We start from the raw sequence: 18,472 nt of genomic DNA on the forward strand, positions 1-18,472 counted from the left end.
GCAACGGTGGTCTACGCGGAACTATGACCGCCCGCACCCGTCAGGACCGCACCCCTGAGGGGCGCGGGGAACTGCGCGCCCAGCCCCCGCCCACCCGCACACGACAATCCGAGCTCAACCCTCCACACCCCGGTTGAGCCGGTGCAACAACCGCGCCAGCTCAGCCACTTCCCGCCGCTCCCAGCTGGCAAGCTCCCGCACATACCGCGCCCGCCGAGCGTCCCGCACCCGCCGGAACCGCTCCCGCCCCACCTCCGTGAGATGGACGAGCCAGGCCCGCCCGTCCGCGGGATCGGGCTCGCGGGCGACGAGCCCGAGTTCCTCCAGCGCCCGCAGCTGCCGCGACATCGTCGCCTTGCCGACACCGATGTACGCGGCCAGCTCGGTGGCCCGCTGCCGGCCGCACTCCTCCAGGCGTACGAGAAGGCCGTACGCGGAGGACTCCAGGTCGGGATGGACCTCGCGGACCATCTCCCCGGAGGAGGCCCGGGCCCGCCGCAACAGAACGGTCAGCTCGCGCTCCAGGGCAAGGAACTCGTGGTCCACGACACTTTCCGGGGCACCGGTTCGCGTCCGGTGCCCCTCGCTGTTTCCGCCCTCGTGCACGTCAGCACCCATGACCCGGTTTCTCGATCCTGAAAGTTTCCGCCAAAGACCGCCATTGCCGCAGCTCGGCCAGTATTTCGCAGGACCCGGCCACCGGCAGCCCCGGGCCTTGTGACAAAGGCCCGGGCCCCTCGCGAAGAGGGACCCGGGCCTTCCTTGACCGGTGACGTCCGTCACGCCGCCACCGGAACCTCCGTCGCCGCGCCGTTCGTCGCCGGCGCGAGCGCCAGTTCCAGGACCTGGCGGACGTCCGTCACCGCGTGGACGTCGAGCTTCTCCAGGACCTCGGCCGGGACGTCGTCCAGGTCGGGCTCGTTGCGCTTCGGGATGATCACCGTGGTGACCCCCGCCCGGTGCGCGGCGAGCAGCTTCTGCTTCACGCCGCCGATCGGAAGCACCCGGCCGGTGAGCGAGACCTCGCCGGTCATGGCCACGTCCGTACGGACCAGGCGTCCCGACAGGAGCGAGGCGAGGGCCGTCGTCATCGTGACGCCGGCGCTCGGACCGTCCTTCGGTACCGCGCCCGCCGGGAAGTGGATGTGCACGCCCCGGTCCTTGAGGTCAGCGACCGGCAGTTCCAGTTCGGCACCGTGGGAGCGGAGGAAGGACAGCGCGATCTGCGCCGACTCCTTCATCACGTCGCCCAGCTGACCGGTGAGGGTCAGACCCGCCGCGCCCGTCTCCGGGTCGGCAAGCGACGCCTCCACGAAGAGGACGTCACCGCCCGCGCCGGTGACCGCGAGACCGGTCGCCACCCCGGGCACCGCGGTGCGACGCTCGGCCGGGTCCTGGGCGGACTCGGGCACGTGGTGCGGCCGGCCGATCAGTGCACGCAGATCGTCCGCGCCGACCGTGAACGGGAGCTCCCGCTCGCCGAGTTCGTGCTGTGCGGCGATCTTGCGGAGCAGCCGTGCGACCGCCCGCTCCAGGTTCCGTACGCCCGCCTCCCGGGTGTACTCGCCCGCGAGACCGCGCAGCGCGCTCTCGTCCAGCGTGACCTCGGCCGTCTCCAGACCGGCCCGCTCCAGCTGGCGCGGGAGCAGGTGGTCCCGTGCGATGACGACCTTCTCGTCCTCGGTGTACCCGTCGAGCCGCACCAGTTCCATGCGGTCGAGCAGCGCCTCCGGGATGGCCTCAAGCACGTTGGCCGTGGCCAGGAACACCACGTCGCTCAGGTCGAGCTCGACCTCCAGGTAGTGGTCCCGGAAGGTGTGGTTCTGGGCCGGGTCGAGGACTTCGAGCAGGGCCGCCGCCGGATCGCCCCGGAAGTCGGAGCCGACCTTGTCGATCTCGTCGAGCAGGACCACCGGGTTCATGGACCCGGCCTCCTTGATCGCCCGCACGATCCGGCCGGGCAGCGCGCCGACGTACGTACGCCGGTGGCCGCGGATCTCCGCCTCGTCCCGTACGCCGCCGAGGGCGACCCGGACGAACTTGCGGCCCATGGCGTGGGCGACGGACTCGCCGAGCGAGGTCTTGCCGACGCCGGGCGGCCCCACGAGCGCGAGCACGGCGCCGCCGCGACGGCCGCCCACCACGCCAAGACCTCGGTCGTTGCGCCGCTTGCGGACCGCCAGGTACTCGGTGATCCGCTCCTTCACGTCGTCGAGACCGGCGTGCTCGGCGTCGAGGACTGCCCTGGCACCCCGGATGTCGTACCCGGCGGCGCTGTCGTCGGTGCGTTCGTTCCACGGGAGTTCCAGCACGGTGTCGAGCCAGGTACGGATCCAGGAGCCCTCGGGCGACTGGTCGCTGGAGCGCTCCAGTTTCTCGACCTCCTTGAGCGCGGCCTCACGGACCTTCTCGGGGAGGTCGGCGGACTCGACGCGCACCCGGTAGTCGTCGGACTCCTCGCCCTCCGCCTCGCCGTTCAGCTCGCGCAGTTCCTTGCGCACGGCTTCCAGCTGCCGCCGCAGCAGGAACTCGCGCTGCTGCTTGTCCACGCCTTCCTGTACGTCCTTGGCGATGGACTCGGCGACGTCCTGCTCGGCGAGGTGCTCGCGCAGCTGCTCGGTGGCGAGCTTCAGCCGGGCCACCGGATCGGTGGTCTCCAGGAGCTCGACCTTCTGGGCGGTCGTCAGGAACGGCGAGTAGCCGGAGTTGTCGGCGAGCGTGGACACGTCGTCGATCTGCTGGACCCGGTCCACGACCTGCCAGGCGGCGCGCTTCTTCAGCCAGCTGGTGGCCAGCGCCTTGTACTCCTTGACCAGCTCGGTCACGGCGCCGGGCAGCGGGTCGGGCACGGTCTCCTCGACCTCGGCGCCCTCCACCCACAGGGCCGCGCCGGGCCCGGTCGTACCGGCGCCGACCCGTACCCTGCCGCGACCGCGGATCAGGGCGCCGGGGTCGCCGTCGGCGAGGCGTCCCACCTGCTCGACCGTGCCGAGCACTCCGGTGTTCGCGTAGGTGCCGTCGATCCGCGGAACAAGCAGCACCCGGGGCTTGCTGTCCCCACTGGAACGCGCGGCGGCCTGCGCGGCCTCCACCGCGGCGCGTACATCGGCGTCGTTGAGGTCGAGCGGCACCACCATGCCGGGCAGCACGACCTCGTCGTCGAGCGGCAGCACGGGCAGAGTGAGCGGTTCGGACGTCAAAGTCATGATCTCCCCTTCGGCATTCAAGTTGAGCTATGCCGACTCAATGCACGTGAGCCCTTGATTGTTCCCCCGGCACTGTTCGCTGTGAGCGATCAGCCCTGTCGAACCGGTCCGACCAGCTCGTATGGTCCGGAGTAGTAATGACCGGATGCCCACTTGATCTATTACTTCATGTACGCGAGTGGTGCCGGACGGACGGCGGGAGCGGGTTGTGGCGAATGGGACCGTGCGGGCCTGGGTGGACGGCTGGGTCGTCTCGCGCGGGGCGGCGCCACCGGTGGTCGAGGCCTGGGGCTACACGATGGACATGGGCCAGGCCCAGCACGTCACCCGGCACGTGCTGGGCGCGACGGAGGACCAGGTCGAGGAGGACACGGTCCGCGAGGTGGCGGACGCGGTGACCGGCGCCGGAGTGTGGCTCAAGGTCTTCGCGGAGCCCGACCGCGTCACGCCCTGGCTCGGGGACGACTGGTGGATCGACCCCGAGCCCGGCTACCTGATGTCGACGCCCCTCACCGGCGACCCGGCTCCGCCCGTGCCGGACGGCTACCGGTTGCGCGTCTGGTCCCGGGGCGGCGTCACCCGCGTACTGCTCGCCGACGCGGACGGAGCGCTGGCCGCGCGCGGGCAGATCGCCCCGACCGGGGCCACGGCGGTCGCCGACCAGATCGAGACGGCACCCGCGCACCGACGCAGAGGCCTGGGCCGCTTCGTCATGGGCACCCTCGCGCACGCGGCGGTCGCCCAGGGCGCCGAGACCGGTGTTCTGGCAGGGACACCGGAGGGGCGGTCTCTGTACGAGTCACTGGGCTGGCACGTGGAGGCGAGGCTGACGAGCGCGAGGTGTACGGGGCGCGCACAGACAAAACGCCCCGGCAGGGACTGAACGTCCCCCATGCCGCTCCTACGGGGTCCCCGGCACCGTCCTGGAGTTGAGGACTGAGGGGCTGAGGACCGAGACGTGAGCGGCAAGGGGTGAGGGGTGAGGGCGGTCCGGCTCGAATTCGCTGCCCGGACGGGGCGGACTTGCCAGGATGGGCCCATGACCACCGCGTACGACGCTTCCCACGACTCCCACGACAGCCCCGAGGTCATCGACCGGCGCGAGGGGCCGTACGGCGAGGTCGTGCTGCGCCGGCACGGCGGGCTACTGCAAATCATCGCCAACGGCTGTTTCCTCATGGACACCTCCGACGGCCGCTCGGAGAGGCGGCTGGTCGACGCCGCGCTCGGCGCGCTGAACAGGCCGGACGGACCGGCCGGGCTCGACGGGCGCACCGGGCCGGAGGTCCTGATCGGCGGGCTCGGCGTCGGCTTCTCCCTCGCCCACGCCGCCGCCGAGCCACGCTGGGGCCGTATCACCGTCGCCGAGCGGGAGCAGGCGATCATCGACTGGCACCGGTCGGGGCCGCTCGCCGAACTGTCCGCCGACGCGCTCGCCGACCCGCGCACCGCGATCATCGAGGTCGATCTCGTCACGTACGTCAATGAGACATCCGACACGTACGACGCCCTGTGCCTCGACATCGACAACGGACCCGAGTGGACCGTCACGCAGGGCAACGAAAGCCTCTACTCGGAGGCCGGACTCACCGCGTGCGCACGGGTGTTGAGGCCGGGCGGGGTACTGGCTGTTTGGTCGGCCAAACCTTCGCCTGATTTCGCAAGAACCTTGCGGAATGCCGGGTTCCAGCAGGTGCGTACCGAAGAGATCCCCGTTGCCCGGGGCGTTCCGGACGTGGTGCATCTCGCGGTAAGACCTGGATAGCCGAGCGGCGGTCACTGCCCGTACCCTGCTGCTCTGACGCGGATCATTCAAGCGTCAAGCGCAGTCATGGGATCACCCCACTGGTTCCGGAAAGCACACTCAGGGGCGGGCGATGGAGCAGACACACACCTCGCACAACGGCACGGCGGCCACGCCGGGCGCTCAGCGCCGGGTGCTGGTGGTCGAGGACGATCCGACGATCGTGGACGCCATCGCCGCCCGGCTGCGCGCCGAGGGATTCCTCGTGCAAACAGCGGGTGACGGGCCGGCCGCCGTGGACACAGCCGAGGCATGGCAGCCCGACCTGCTGATTCTCGACATCATGCTGCCGGGCTTCGACGGCCTGGAGGTCTGCCGCCGGGTACAGGCGGCCCGTCCGGTGCCGGTGATGATGCTCACCGCCCGCGACGACGAGACGGACATGCTGGTCGGGCTCGGCGTGGGCGCCGACGACTACATGACGAAGCCTTTCTCCATGCGTGAACTCGCCGCGCGCGTGCACGTTCTGCTACGCAGGGTGGAGCGGGCCGCGCTGGCCGCGTCCACTCCGCGCTCCGGCATCCTGCGTCTCGGCGAGCTGGAGATCGACCACGCACAGCGCCGGGTACGGGTTCGCTCAGAGGACGTACATCTCACGCCCACCGAGTTCGACCTGCTGGTCTGCCTGGCGAACACGCCGCGCGCGGTCCTCTCGCGCGAGCAGCTGCTGGCCGAGGTGTGGGACTGGGCGGACGCCTCCGGCACCCGGACCGTGGACAGCCACATCAAGGCGCTGCGCCGGAAGATCGGCGCCGAGCGGATCCGTACGGTGCACGGCGTGGGCTACGCGCTGGAGACCCCGACACCCTAGAGTCCAACACCCTGGAGTCGGGCACTTCGGAGTCGGGCACTTCGGAGTCGGGCACTCTGATCGAGGGGCTGATGTGATGAGAGGTCTCGGCGTACTGCGCAAGCGCGTCAGGGCGGGCGCGGGGCTGATCACCGGATCGGCCTCCGGCCGGGTCCCGGGTACGGCTCTTGGTCCCGGGCAGGTCCCAGGTACCGCTCCGGAAGCCGGAGCAAGGGCAAGGGCCGAAACGGGGACAGGGGCAGGGACAGGGGCAGGGGCAGGGGCAAGTACAGGAGCAGGCGCAGTCTCGGCCTCTGTCACCGGTACGACGCCCGGCCCGTCCAGTCCGTCCGGTGCCGGCTCCTGGGGTGACATGCGGCCCTTCTCGATCAAGACGAAACTCGGCACGCTGGTCGTCGTCGCGGTCTTCATCACCACCGGTCTGCTGATGATCGCGGTACGCACCGAGACGGAGCTGCGCTTCATCACGGTCTTCTCGATGATCGCGACATTGCTGATCACCCAGTTCGTGGCGCACTCGATCACCGCTCCGCTGGACGAGATGAACACCGTGGCGCGGGGCATCTCGCACGGCGACTACACCCGCCGGGTCAGGGGCGCCGACCGCCGCGACGAACTGGGCGACCTGGCCCAGACGATCAACCGCATGGCCGACGACCTGGAGGCCCAGGAGCGGCAGCGCAAGGAGCTCGTGGCGAACGTCTCGCACGAGCTGCGCACCCCCATCGCGGGCCTGCGGGCGGTCCTGGAGAACGTGGTGGACGGCGTGTCCGCCGCCGACCCCGAGACGATGCGCACGGCCCTGAAGCAGACGGAGCGGCTGGGCCGGCTTGTGGAGACGCTGCTCGACCTCTCGCGCCTGGACAACGGCGTCGTACCGCTGCGCAAGCGCCGCTTCGAGGTGTGGCCGTACCTCTCCGGTGTGCTGAAGGAGACGAACATGGTGGCCTCCGCGCGCGCGGGCATCGCCTCGGGCTCCGGCAGCCACACCCGCACGGACGTCCATCTGCACCTCGACGTGTCACCGCCCGAGCTGACCGCGCACGCGGACCCGGAGCGGATCCACCAGGTCGTCGCCAACCTCATCGACAACGCCGTCAAGCACAGCCCGCCGCACGGCCGCGTCACGGTGAAGGCCCGCCGCGGCGACGGCCCCGAGTCCCTGGACCTCGAAGTCCTGGACGACGGCCCCGGCATCCCGCCCTCGGAGTGGTACCGGGTCTTCGAGCGGTTCAACCGCGGCGGGGTCGTCGCGCCGCACGGTCCGGGCAGTGACGGCGGTACGGGCCTGGGGCTCGCGATCGCCCGCTGGGCGGTCGATCTGCACGGTGGCCGGATCGGCGTGGCCGAATCCCAGCGCGGTTGCCGCATCCGGGTCACCCTTCCGGGAGTGCCCTCGCTGGACAGGTTGACGTAGGGTTCGAGGCGAGAGCCCAAGATCCACGTGATGGGGCAGCAGGACACGTGTCATCGTGCGTCCGTCGTGCGTTTGTCGTGCGTTCCTGGCACGGAGGCCCGGCCTTTCGGGGCCGCGGCCTTGAGTAGACGCGTCGGCCCCACATCGCAACCCCGCTTGTTTCCCGCCATTTCCATCACCGAAACACGGGTTTCGATGTGACTTACGCGACGATGACCAGGCCCGGACTGACCTACGCGGTCCGGGGGGCGTAGCCTTTATTCCCGCTGTCCATCACCTTGTGAAGCGGAAGAGGGCGGTTGCCGCCGTGTCGCCACAGTCCCCCAGTAACTCATCGAGCGTCTCGACCGAGGACCAAGCCGGGAAGAACCCTGCCGCCGCGTTCGGTCCCAACGAGTGGCTCGTCGACGAGATCTATCAGCAGTACCTCCAGGACCCGAATTCGGTAGACCGAGCCTGGTGGGACTTCTTCGCCGACTACAAGCCGGGCGGCGTGGCCGCCTCGGCTCCGGCAGGTGCCGCGGCCGCGGGGGCCGCGGGAACCACCGCCCCACCGAAGGCAGCTCCGGCGGCTCCGGCCGCCCCTGCCGCACCCCCGGCCCAGGCGCAGGCCGCGCCGGCCCCGGCTCCGGTCGCTCCGGTCAAGGCGGCCCCGGCCGCCCAGGCCGCACCCGCGGTCGCCAAGCCCGCGGCTGCCGCACCGGCGAAGCCCGCGGCGGCCAGGCCGGCCGCCGCCAAGGCCGCACCCGCGTCCCAGGCCGCCCCGGCCGCCGAGGCCACCGCGTCCCCGGCCGGGCCTCAGTACGTGACGCTGCGCGGCCCGAGCGCCGCGGTCGTGAAGAACATGAACGCCTCCGTCGAGGTGCCCACGGCCACGTCCGTGCGCGCGCTCCCCGTGAAGCTGCTCTTCGACAACCGCATCGTCATCAACAACCACCTGAAGCGTGCCAGGGGCGGGAAGATCTCCTTCACCCACCTCATCGGCTACGCGATGGTGCAGGCCATCAAGGCCATGCCGTCGATGAACTACTCCTTCACGGAGAAGGACGGCAAGCCGACCCTGGTCAAGCCGGAGCACGTCAACTTCGGCCTCGCCATCGACCTGGTGAAGCCCAACGGCGACCGCCAGCTGGTCGTCGCGGGCATCAAGAAGGCCGAGACGCTGAACTTCTTCGAGTTCTGGCAGGCCTACGAGGACATCGTCCGCCGGGCCCGTGACGGCAAGCTGACGATGGACGACTTCACCGGTGTCACGGTCTCGCTGACCAACCCGGGCGGCCTCGGCACCGTCCACTCGGTCCCGCGTCTGATGCCCGGACAGTCGGTCATCATGGGCGTCGGCTCGATGGACTACCCGGCGGAGTTCCAGGGCACGTCCCAGGACACCCTGAACAAGCTCGGCATCGCGAAGGTCATGACGCTCACGTCGACCTACGATCACCGGGTCATCCAGGGCGCCGCGTCCGGCGAGTTCCTCCGCATCGTCGCGAACTACCTCCTCGGTGAGAACGGCTTCTACGACGAGATCTTCGAGGCCCTGCGCATTCCGTACGAGCCGGTCCGCTGGCTCAAGGACATCGACGCCTCGCACGACGACGACGTCACGAAGGCCGCCCGGGTCTTCGAGCTGATCCACTCCTACCGGGTCCGCGGCCACGTCATGGCCGACACCGACCCGCTGGAGTACCGCCAGCGCAAGCACCCCGACCTGGACATCACCGAGCACGGGCTCACCCTGTGGGACCTGGAGCGCGAGTTCGCGGTCGGCGGTTTCGCGGGCAAGTCCCTGATGAAGCTGCGCGACATCCTCGGTGTGCTGCGCGACTCGTACTGCCGCACCACCGGCGTCGAGTTCATGCACATCCAGGACCCGAAGCAGCGCAAGTGGATCCAGGACCGCATCGAGCGCCCGCACAGCAAGCCGGAGCGCGAGGAGCAGCTGCGCATCCTGCGCCGGCTGAACGCGGCGGAAGCCTTCGAGACCTTCCTGCAGACGAAGTACGTCGGCCAGAAGCGCTTCTCCCTGGAGGGCGGCGAGTCCGTCATCCCGCTGCTCGACGCGGTGCTCGACTCCGCCGCCGAGTCGCGCCTGGACGAGGTCGTCATCGGCATGGCCCACCGCGGCCGACTGAACGTCCTCGCGAACATCGTCGGCAAGTCGTACGCGCAGATCTTCCGGGAGTTCGAGGGCAACCTCGACCCGAAGTCGATGCACGGCTCCGGCGACGTCAAGTACCACCTGGGCGCCGAGGGTGTCTTCACCGGCCTGGACGGCGAGCAGATCAAGGTCTCGCTGGCCGCCAACCCCTCGCACCTGGAGGCGGTCGACCCGATCCTGGAGGGCGTCGCCCGCGCCAAGCAGGACATCATCAACAAGGGCGGCACGGACTTCACCGTCCTCCCCGTCGCCCTGCACGGTGACGCGGCCTTCGCGGGCCAGGGCGTGGTGGCCGAGACCCTGAACATGTCGCAGCTGCGCGGCTACCGCACCGGCGGCACGGTCCACGTGGTCATCAACAACCAGGTCGGCTTCACCGCGGCGCCCGAGTCCTCGCGTTCGTCCATGTACGCGACCGACGTGGCCCGCATGATCGAGGCCCCGATCTTCCACGTGAACGGCGACGACCCGGAGGCCGTGGTGCGCGTCGCGCGGCTCGCCTTCGAGTTCCGCCAGGCGTTCAACAAGGACGTGGTGATCGACCTCATCTGCTACCGCCGCCGCGGTCACAACGAGTCCGACAACCCGGCGTTCACCCAGCCGCTGATGTACGACCTGATCGACAAGAAGCGCTCGGTGCGCAAGCTCTACACCGAGTCGCTGATCGGCCGGGGCGACATCACCCTGGAAGAGGCCGAGCAGGCGCTGCAGGACTACCAGGGCCAGCTGGAGAAGGTCTTCACCGAGGTCCGCGAGGCGGCGTCCGCGCCGTCCGAGGCCCATGTCCCGGACGTGAAGCCCGAGTTCCCGGTGGCGGTCACCACGGCCGTCTCCCAGGAGGTCGTCAAGCGGATCGCCGAGTCCCAGGTCAACATCCCCGAGCGGGTCACCGTCCACCCGCGTCTGCTGCCCCAGCTGCAGCGCCGCGCGGCGATGGTCGAGGACGGCACGATCGACTGGGGCATGGGCGAGACGCTCGCGATCGGCTCCCTGCTCCTGGAGGGCACCCCGGTGCGCCTCTCGGGCCAGGACTCCAGGCGGGGCACGTTCGGCCAGCGCCACGCGGTGCTCATCGACCGGGCGACGGCCGAGGACTTCACCCCGCTGCAGTACCTCTCGGAGGACCAGGCCCGCTACAACTGCTACGACTCGCTGCTCAGCGAGTACGCGGCGATGGGCTTCGAGTACGGCTACTCGCTGGCGCGTCCCGAGTCCCTCGTGATGTGGGAGGCCCAGTTCGGCGACTTCGTCAACGGCGCCCAGACGGTGGTGGACGAGTTCATCTCGTCGGCGGAGCAGAAGTGGGGCCAGACGTCCGGCGTCACGCTGCTCCTCCCGCACGGCTACGAGGGCCAGGGCCCGGACCACTCGTCCGCGCGCCCGGAGCGGTTCCTCCAGATGTGCGCGCAGAACAACATGACGGTCGCCATGCCGACGCTCCCGTCGAACTACTTCCACCTCCTGCGGTGGCAGGTGCACAACCCGCACCACAAGCCGCTGGTGGTCTTCACCCCGAAGTCGATGCTCCGCCTGAAGGCGGCGGCGTCGAAGGCGGAGGAGTTCACGACAGGCGGCTTCCGTCCGGTCATCGGTGACGACTCGGTCGACCCGGCGGCGGTGAAGAAGGTCGTCTTCACGGCGGGCAAGGTCTACTACGACCTCGACGGTGAGCGTAAGAAGCGCGGCATCACGGACACGGCCGTCATCCGCATCGAGCGCCTGTACCCGCTGCCGGGTGCCGAGCTCCAGGCGGAGATCGCCAAGTACCCGAACGCCGAGAAATACCTGTGGGCCCAGGAGGAGCCGGCGAACCAGGGCGCGTGGCCGTTCATCGCGCTCAACCTGATCGACCACCTGGACCTGGCGGTCGGCGCGGACGTCCCCCACGGGGAGCGGCTGCGGCGCATCTCGCGTCCGGCGGGCTCGTCCCCGGCGGTGGGCTCCGCCAAGCGCCACCAGGCCGAGCAGGAGCAGCTCGTCCACGAGGTGTTCGACGCCTGACCCGTACCGGGTCCGAGCGGTCCTCGTTCGAGTGAACCGGAGGGCCGGTTCGCGACAGTCGTGCATGACTGTCGCGGACCGGCCCTCCGGCGTTCCCCGCGCGGCCCGTGAGGGTCAGGCGCTCGGCTCGTCCCGGCAGGAGCGTGCGTCGATGGACTCGTCGCTCGGCTTGTAGTCGCTGATCCAGCCGGGTTCCGCGGCGGGGACGTCCGGCAGCGACGTCTCCATGTCCCTGATCCAGTCGCTGCTCTCGACATACCGCTTCACGAATTCGCGCAGCCTGAGGCAGTCCGCCCGGTGCCCCTTCGGCAACCCGATCCCGTAGTGCTGCGGGGCCCCGATGGTGACGCCGGGGACGACCCGCAGCCCGTCCTTCGCATGGTGGCGCGCAAAGCCGTAGAGGATCAGCTGGTCCGTCGAGACCGCCTGTACCTCTCCGCTCTTGAGCGCGTCGATGCAGTCGGAGGCGTCGACGAGGGTCTTGATCTCGATGCCCTCGCGCCGGAACTCCTCAAGCGTCGCCACGGAGGTGGTGCCCTCCCAGGAGCAGACGGCCCCGCCCTTGAAGTCCTTCAGCTCGCGCACGGTCGACTTGGGTCCGACCAGGAATCCCTGCCGTGTGGTGGCGTACGGCCCCACGAAGTCGATCTCCTTCATACGGTCGGGCGTGATGGAGAAGGCGGCGATCACCATGTCGACCTCGCCCTTCTCCAGCGCCGGGATGCGTCCCTCGGAGGACACGTTGGACGGCGAGGCGGACTTGATGTGCAGCCCTTCCCTGATCTGCTCGAACACCAGCTGGTCGAGGCCCGACCGGCGGTAGTTCTCCTCGTAGGAGATGCCGGGCAGGTCGTTGTGCATGCCGACGCTGATCCGTTCCTTGCCGAGGAACGTGTCGTCCTGGTCCTCCGAGCCGGAGCCGGAACTGACGGCAAGCGTCAGGCCGACCAGGACGATGGCGCAGAACGCGGCCACTGCCACGTACACACGGGTCTTCGAGCGGGCCTTCGAGCGGGTCTTCGAGCTCAATTGCGTACCCCTGTACCCCTCAGCCGTGCAGTACGGCGTCGACGACGAACACGTTCATCCGGCAGCCGGTATCGGTGTGGACCGTGACGGTGACACGGAGACCGTCCCGGGCCCCGCCCAGCGGCATGTCGACCGGCCGGCCCGAGCGGACCCCCGTGACCGTGTTCGAACCGCCGCCGAGCCGGAGGGCAAGACTGGTCTCCGGAGTGCAGGACTGCATGTCCGGAACCGCGTCGTCGACTCCGAGGACGAGACGCAGATGCGTACGGACCGGACCGCCGTCCACGGCCACCACGAGCCTTTCCCCGTCGACCAGCGGACGGGACGGCGCGACCGTCGTGAGACCCGTGACATCGACCTCCCCGTGGCTGCGCAACTGCTCCACCCACACCGTCCCGCCGACGGCGAGGGCGACGGACAGCGCGGAGGCGAGGGCCTGGGCCCCGGCGGGTCCCCGTATGCCCGCCACGCGTACGAGGGCGATCAGCCCGGCGGTGCCGATCAGCAGATACGGCCAGAGGAACTGGTCGCCCGGCCCCTCGGGGGTACGCAGCAGGGCGGCGCCGCCGAGACCGAGGACCACGGCGAACGGCGGCCAGTTCCACAGGCGCCAGTTCCGGGCGCCGACGAGGGTGCTCTGCAGCGCGTCGCCGACGACCAGGCTGACGACGAAGTTGCCGAGCACCTGGCCGACGGCCGTGACCCATCTGCCCTGAGCGCGCACGCCGGGGTTCTGGCCCGCCTCCATGGCACCCTCGCGGGCCCCTTCAACGGCGCCTTCAGAGGCACTTTCAGGGGAACCGTCAGGGGTACTTTGGCGGGCGCCCTCCCGGACACCGTCGGCGGGTGTGGTCATCTGTCGCTCTGGGTCCGGGGGGCGGAGTCGGGTCCGAAGGAGATGTTGAGATCGCCCCGGATCTGTCCGACGGCCACAGCGTGCCGGCCGCTGGCCGTCACGTGGGTGTCGCCGCCGGGCCGAAGCTCCGCGGCCTTCACCATCCACTCCTTGAGGGCGGTCGCGCTCAGGTCGTCACCCGCGAGCCAGTGGCCGACCGCCGCCTCCAGCGCCTCGCGCTCCGACGGTGACAGCCGCGCCAGAGCCGCTCTCGGCCCGGCGTCGTCCGCCGCCTCTGTCGCCTCCGCCTCCGCCTCCGCCTCCGTCGCGAGACCGTCGCCCCGGCGTCCCAGGGCGGCGTCCAGGAACGTACGGCCGCCCAGGACCACGCTCTCGGCGAGCCGGTCCCTGGCCGTCACGAGCACAGCCGTCCCCATCGCCGCCGCGGCGGCGCTCAGATAGGGGACCAACTGACCGGCGGCCGTCATCAGTTCGGACATCTCACCGCTCCGTCTCGCGCCGCTCGGCGGAAAAACAGGACCGCACGACCGGACAAGGATCAAAGACACAAGGACCAAGGACCACGGACCACGGACCACGGACCACGGACCACGGACCACGGACCACGGACCACGGACCAACAGGATTTCGGGAAAGGGCAGTTACCCATGCTGTGCCGGTTGCACACCTTAAGTCACGGGATTGGCCTGCCGTGGGCATCGACCGGTTTCGTAGGCTGTGCGGAGCAGAACGACCGGGTACACACGCAGGAGAGCGACCACCATGTACTTCACTGACCGCGGTATCGAGGAACTTGAGAAGCGGCGCGGCCAGGAAGAGGTCACTTTCGAGTGGCTCGCCGAGCAGCTGCGTACGTTCGTCGACCTCAATCCGGACTTCGAGGTGCCGGTGGAACGGCTGGCGACCTGGCTGGCACGGCTGGACGACGAGGACGAGGACGAGTAGGGGATCAGTCCGGGATCGGCAGGGGATCGGCAGAGGGTCACCTGAACGGGTGTCTTGACTTCGCGGATCCGCGATATATCGTGTCTTACAGGAGACGCGATATGGCGTGTCGTGTCCGCCCCTGCCGAGGAGGTCCGCACCATGTCCGAGTGGTCCGTCGCAGAGCCGAAGAAGCTCACGTTCGACGAACCGGTGACGGCTCTCCATGTGCGCGTCGCCAGTGGAACGGTGAACGTGGTGGGGGTCGACGAGGGTTCCGCCCACCTCGAAGTGACCTCGATCGAGGGAGCGCCGCTGACCGTGACCCAGAAGAACGGCACACTCACGGTCGCGTACGAGGACCTGGTCTGGAAGGACTTCCTCAAATGGCTGGACCTCAAGGGTTGGCGCCGCAGCGCGGTGATCTCCCTGGCCGTGCCGGTGGGCACGCGCGTCGAGGTCGGTGTCGTCAGCGCCACCGCCATGATCTCCGGCATCGACGGACGAACGGTGGTGAAGGGTGTCTCGGGCGACACCACTCTCGTGGGACTCTCCGGCCCGGTCCGCGCGGACACCGTGTCGGGGAACGTGGAGGCCCAGGCCCTCACCGGCGACCTCCGGCTCAACTCCGTCTCCGGCGACCTGACCGTCATCGACGGCTCCAGCCCCTCCGTGCGGGTCGACTCGGTCAGCGGCTCCTTGATCGTCGACCTCGATCCGGCCGGCCGGGCCAGCGACATCAGCCTGACCAGCATCTCGGGGGAGATCGCCGTCCGTCTGCCGCATCCGGCCGACGCGGAGGTCTCGGTGGACTCGGCGAGCGGTCCCGTCTCCAGTGCCTTCGAGGACCTCCGGGTTCGCGGCCAGTGGGGCGCCAAGAAGATCACCGGCAGGCTCGGCGCGGGGAACGGACGCCTGAAGGCGACCACCGTCTCCGGTTCGATAGCGCTGCTGCGGAGGCCTCCGGCGGAGGACGAGCCATGGGACGACGCGGTGCCGAAGGACGCGGTGCCAGGCGGCGTCAGCGGCGCCGACTCCGCCACATCTCCCGACTCCGGCGGCCCGACCCACCAGAAGGGGCTCTGACATGGCTCCCGTCTTTGCCCATGGCCGCCTGCGGCTCTACCTGTTGAAGCTGCTCGACGAAGCACCGCGCCACGGTTACGAGGTGATCCGCCTCCTGGAGGAGCGGTTCCAGGGGCTGTACGCACCGTCGGCAGGCACCGTCTACCCCCGGCTGTCCAAGCTGGAGACCGAGGGCCTGGTCACCCACACCACCGAGGGCGGCCGGAAGGTGTACGCGATCACGGACGCGGGCCGTGCCGAGCTGGCCGACCGCAGCGGCGAGCTGGCCGACCTGGAGTTGGAGATCCGCGAGTCGGTCGCCGAACTCGCCGCGGAGATCCGTGCCGATGTGCGCGGTGCCGCGGGGGATCTGCGCCGCGAGATGCGGGCGGCGGCGAACGAGGCGCGACGAGGTGCCACGGGAGCCGGCGCCAAGGACCGCGGTGACCGCGCGGGCGCCCACGGCGGCTTCACGGATCCCGGGGACAAGGAGGCATGGCGCGTCGCCAAGGAGGAGATGCGCCGCGTCAAGCAGGAGTGGAAGGAGCAGGCCCGGCGCGCCAAGGACGAGAGCCGACGGGCCCGCGAGGAGGCCCAGCGGGCTCGCCATCAGGCCAAGGAGGCCCAGGAGCGGGTCCGGGCCCAGGCACAGGAAGAGCTCCAGCGCATCGCCAAGCGCGTCCAGGACCAGGTGCAGGACCACTTCACCCGGGGCGACTGGCCGACGGGCGTGCGGGAGGGTCTCACCGAGATCGCCAAGGAGTTCGGCGACTTCGGCAAGGACTTCGGCAAGGGGCTCGGAAAGGACTTCGGCTTCGGCCGGCCGCATACGGGGGCGGGGACGGGTGCCGGGACGGAGACGGGCAAGCCCGACCACCATCCCGACTACACGGACACCCCTGAGGACTTCCCCGCCGGTTACGAGCCTTCCTGGGCCCACGAGGACTCCACGGGTGACCCCGGCCGGGACCTCGACCGCCTGCTGGACCGCTTCCGGGACGACGTCCGCGACGCGGCCCGCGATCACGGGGTGACGGAAGAACAACTGCGCGACGCCCGCCGCCACTTGTCGGCGGCGGCGGCACGCATAGGAGCGGCACTGCGGACGCCCAAGGGCTGAGCGGCGGCCTAACGTCCGCTCGTCCGTGCCGCAGGTTGCGCTGCGGGCTGTGGGCTGCGGGCTGCGGGCGGCCCCTCAGCCCGCCTTCGCCTCTCCCCCGCCGTACAGCACGCGCCGCAGTGACGCGTAGGTCACCCCATGGTCGGCCAGGACCTCCGCGGGGACGCCGGGGCGGGCGGCGAGAGCAAGGAGGAGGTGCTCATCGCCGACGTGCCGGTCCTGCTGGGCGAGGGCGATGCGCAGGGAGTCGGTGAGGAGTTGCTTGGCGCCCGGGGAGAAGGGACGGCGCCCACCGACGAACGCGGACCACCATCCCCTGCCACGCTCACGGTCCCGGCCAAGCCCGCCGTCCTTGCCACCGTCCTTGCCGCCACCCCTTGCCTTTCCCTTTCCCTGGACGGCTGCCAACGCACCCTCGCCGTGGGCCTCTTCGACGCGCGAGACGATCGCCGAGACGTCGATGCCCAGCCCCGAGAGGGCGTCGGTGTCGGCACGGGAGAGCCCGCCACGACGGCGTGCCTCGGCCAGTGCCCGGCCGACGGACTCCCTTCGTCCTCCGAGTCCGAGGGACGTCAGGGCGAACGACGCACGGCTGGCCTCGCGGTCGAGCAGCGCCAACAGCATGTGCTGTTCCTCGACCGCCTCCGCGTCCAGTCGCTCGGCATGGCCGACCGCGCCGAGAACCACTGCGCGGGCGTGCTTGGTGAACCGTTCGAACATCACTGCCTCCCGTACTTCTTGTGCACGGCCTGCCTGCTGACACCCAGTTCCGCGGCGATCTCCTGCCACGACCAGCCTTGCTTGCGCGCGCTGCGTACCTGCACCGCTTCGAGCTGCTCCAGCAGCCGCCGCAACGCGGTGACGGCCCGCAGCCCGATCCGCGGATCGCGGTCGCCGGCGCGCGCGGCGAGATCCGTTGCTTCGGTCATGATGTCAACTTAGATTGACACCCTCAGTCGCGTCAACCGCAGTTGACGCGACTGAGGGTCGAACGGCGTCAGGGTGCGGTGAGAACGACCTTGCCGAAGAGCTGACCGGACTCCATCCGCTCGAAGCCCTCGCGGGCCCGGTCCAGCGGAAGGACCTCGTCGATGACGGGGCGGACGCCGGTCACGGCACAGAAGGACAGCAGGTCCTCAAGCTCGTCCTTGCTGCCCATCGTGGAGCCGACGACCTTGAGTTCGAGGAAGAAGATGCGGGTCAGCTCGGCGTGCGAGGGGCGGTCTCCGCTCGTGGCGCCGGAGATGACCAGGGTGCCGCCCGGCTTCAGGGACTTGACCGAGTGGGACCAGGTGGCGGCGCCGACCGTCTCGATGACGGCGTCCACGCGCTGCGGCAGCCGCGCGCCGGACTCCACGACTTCGACGGCGCCCAGTTCGAGGGCGCGCTTGCGCTTCGCCTCGTCCCGGCTGGTGGCGAAGACCCGAAGCCCCGCGGCCTTGCCGAGCACGATCGCGGCCGTGGCGACCCCGCCTCCGGCGCCCTGGACGAGAACCGAGTCACCGGGCCGTACGCCCGCGTTGGTGAAGAGCATGCGGTACGCCGTCAGCCATGCGGTGGGCAGGCAGGCGGCCTCTTCGAAGGAGAGTTCAGCGGGCTTGGGCAGGACGTTCCACGTGGGCACGGAGACCTGTTCCGCGAAGGTCCCCTGGTAGCGCTCGGTGAGGATGGACCGCGGCTCCTTCGGCCCGACCCCGTGCCCCGTCTGCCCGATGACGGAGTGGAGTACGACCTCGTTGCCGTGCTCGTCGATTCCTGCGGCGTCGCACCCCAGGATCATCGGCAGTCTGTTCTCTGCGAGGCCCACTCCGCGCAGCGACCACAGGTCGTGACGGTTCAGGGAGGCGGCCTTGACGTTCACGGTCGTCCAGCCGGCCCGGACCTCGGGAGCGGGGCGCTCACCCAATTCAAGGCCATTCAGGGGCTGGTCGGGGTCGATACGAGCAGCGTAGGCAGCAAACATGTCCCGACCCTAGGCGGCGGGTGCCTCCGGCGGAAGCAGGCCCGTCTGTGAAACGTGTCCCGAAGCGGGCCCAGCGCCGGGGGCGGTCGGCATGAAGGGTTGCGGCCCGGTGGGGGCT

At 70.1% G+C, this 18,472-nt stretch carries 16 protein-coding genes; 8 read left to right on the forward strand and 8 right to left on the reverse strand.

Annotated features, from left to right (window positions below):
* Positions 1-114: 114 nt before the first annotated feature.
* Positions 115-606: a MarR family winged helix-turn-helix transcriptional regulator gene (locus AOK01_RS07845; RefSeq protein WP_055509892.1), complete on the reverse strand. Its 492-nt coding sequence runs from the start codon at positions 604-606 to the stop codon at positions 115-117.
* Between the two features lie 173 nt (positions 607-779).
* Positions 780-3,206 (reverse strand): endopeptidase La, encoded by a 2,427-nt coding sequence (gene lon / locus AOK01_RS07850; RefSeq protein WP_055509863.1) that lies wholly within the window; start codon positions 3,204-3,206, stop codon positions 780-782.
* Positions 3,207-3,414: 208 nt separating this feature from the next.
* On the opposite strand from lon, the gene AOK01_RS07855 reads away from it, so the two are divergent.
* The 5 genes from AOK01_RS07855 to AOK01_RS07875 all read left to right on the forward strand — a co-directional run bounded on the left by AOK01_RS07855 (position 3,415) and on the right by AOK01_RS07875 (position 11,397).
* A complete protein-coding gene (locus AOK01_RS07855) occupies positions 3,415-4,089 on the forward strand; it encodes a GNAT family N-acetyltransferase (RefSeq protein WP_055509865.1) in 675 nt (224 codons plus the stop codon).
* Between the two features lie 156 nt (positions 4,090-4,245).
* Complete coding sequence (locus tag AOK01_RS07860; protein WP_055509866.1) at positions 4,246-4,971, forward strand: spermine/spermidine synthase domain-containing protein; 726 nt, start codon at positions 4,246-4,248, stop codon at positions 4,969-4,971.
* A gap of 112 nt (positions 4,972-5,083) precedes the next feature.
* Positions 5,084-5,821 (forward strand): response regulator transcription factor, encoded by a 738-nt coding sequence (locus AOK01_RS07865; protein WP_055509869.1) that lies wholly within the window; start codon positions 5,084-5,086, stop codon positions 5,819-5,821.
* Between the two features lie 352 nt (positions 5,822-6,173).
* Entirely contained in the window at positions 6,174-7,238 is a 1,065-nt protein-coding gene (locus tag AOK01_RS07870; RefSeq protein WP_055509871.1) for a HAMP domain-containing sensor histidine kinase, read from the forward strand.
* Between the two features lie 307 nt (positions 7,239-7,545).
* Complete coding sequence (locus AOK01_RS07875; RefSeq protein ID WP_055509873.1) at positions 7,546-11,397, forward strand: multifunctional oxoglutarate decarboxylase/oxoglutarate dehydrogenase thiamine pyrophosphate-binding subunit/dihydrolipoyllysine-residue succinyltransferase subunit; 3,852 nt, start codon at positions 7,546-7,548, stop codon at positions 11,395-11,397.
* A 114-nt stretch (positions 11,398-11,511) separates the two neighbouring features.
* On the opposite strand, the gene AOK01_RS07880 is transcribed toward AOK01_RS07875, so the two are convergent.
* From AOK01_RS07880 to AOK01_RS07890, 3 genes are all read right to left on the reverse strand, one after another.
* Complete coding sequence (locus tag AOK01_RS07880; RefSeq protein WP_245702161.1) at positions 11,512-12,426, reverse strand: transporter substrate-binding domain-containing protein; 915 nt, start codon at positions 12,424-12,426, stop codon at positions 11,512-11,514.
* 19 nt (positions 12,427-12,445) lie between these two features.
* Positions 12,446-13,174, reverse strand: coding sequence for a hypothetical protein (locus AOK01_RS07885; RefSeq protein WP_055509875.1), 729 nt, complete (start codon positions 13,172-13,174; stop codon positions 12,446-12,448).
* A gap of 104 nt (positions 13,175-13,278) precedes the next feature.
* Positions 13,279-13,761 (reverse strand): hypothetical protein, encoded by a 483-nt coding sequence (locus AOK01_RS07890; protein WP_055509877.1) that lies wholly within the window; start codon positions 13,759-13,761, stop codon positions 13,279-13,281.
* Positions 13,762-14,044: 283 nt separating this feature from the next.
* Between AOK01_RS07890 and AOK01_RS07895 the strand changes: the two genes are divergently transcribed.
* From AOK01_RS07895 to AOK01_RS07905, 3 genes are all read left to right on the forward strand, one after another.
* The gene (locus AOK01_RS07895) at positions 14,045-14,227 is read left to right on the forward strand and encodes a DUF6104 family protein (RefSeq protein WP_055509879.1); all 183 of its coding nucleotides are present in this window, start codon (positions 14,045-14,047) and stop codon (positions 14,225-14,227) included.
* Between the two features lie 141 nt (positions 14,228-14,368).
* The gene (locus AOK01_RS07900) at positions 14,369-15,292 is read left to right on the forward strand and encodes a DUF4097 family beta strand repeat-containing protein (protein ID WP_079103253.1); all 924 of its coding nucleotides are present in this window, start codon (positions 14,369-14,371) and stop codon (positions 15,290-15,292) included.
* A gap of 1 nt (position 15,293) precedes the next feature.
* A complete protein-coding gene (locus AOK01_RS07905; protein ID WP_055509883.1) occupies positions 15,294-16,391 on the forward strand; it encodes a helix-turn-helix transcriptional regulator in 1,098 nt (365 codons plus the stop codon).
* A 75-nt stretch (positions 16,392-16,466) separates the two neighbouring features.
* On the opposite strand, the gene AOK01_RS07910 is transcribed toward AOK01_RS07905, so the two are convergent.
* From AOK01_RS07910 to AOK01_RS07920, 3 genes are all read right to left on the reverse strand, one after another.
* On the reverse strand, positions 16,467-17,111 hold the full coding sequence (locus AOK01_RS07910; protein WP_055509885.1) for a Clp protease N-terminal domain-containing protein: 645 nt from the start codon (positions 17,109-17,111) through the stop codon (positions 16,467-16,469).
* The gene (locus AOK01_RS07915) at positions 17,111-17,320 is read right to left on the reverse strand and encodes a helix-turn-helix domain-containing protein (RefSeq protein ID WP_055509887.1); all 210 of its coding nucleotides are present in this window, start codon (positions 17,318-17,320) and stop codon (positions 17,111-17,113) included. The genes AOK01_RS07910 and AOK01_RS07915 overlap by 1 nt, the downstream gene beginning before the upstream one ends.
* A gap of 68 nt (positions 17,321-17,388) precedes the next feature.
* A complete protein-coding gene (locus AOK01_RS07920) occupies positions 17,389-18,354 on the reverse strand; it encodes a zinc-binding dehydrogenase (RefSeq protein ID WP_055509890.1) in 966 nt (321 codons plus the stop codon).
* Positions 18,355-18,472 lie beyond the last annotated feature (118 nt).

The sequence above is a fragment of the Streptomyces aurantiacus genome (assembly GCF_001418335.1).
Taxonomy (GTDB): Bacteria; Actinomycetota; Actinomycetes; order Streptomycetales; family Streptomycetaceae; genus Streptomyces; species Streptomyces aurantiacus.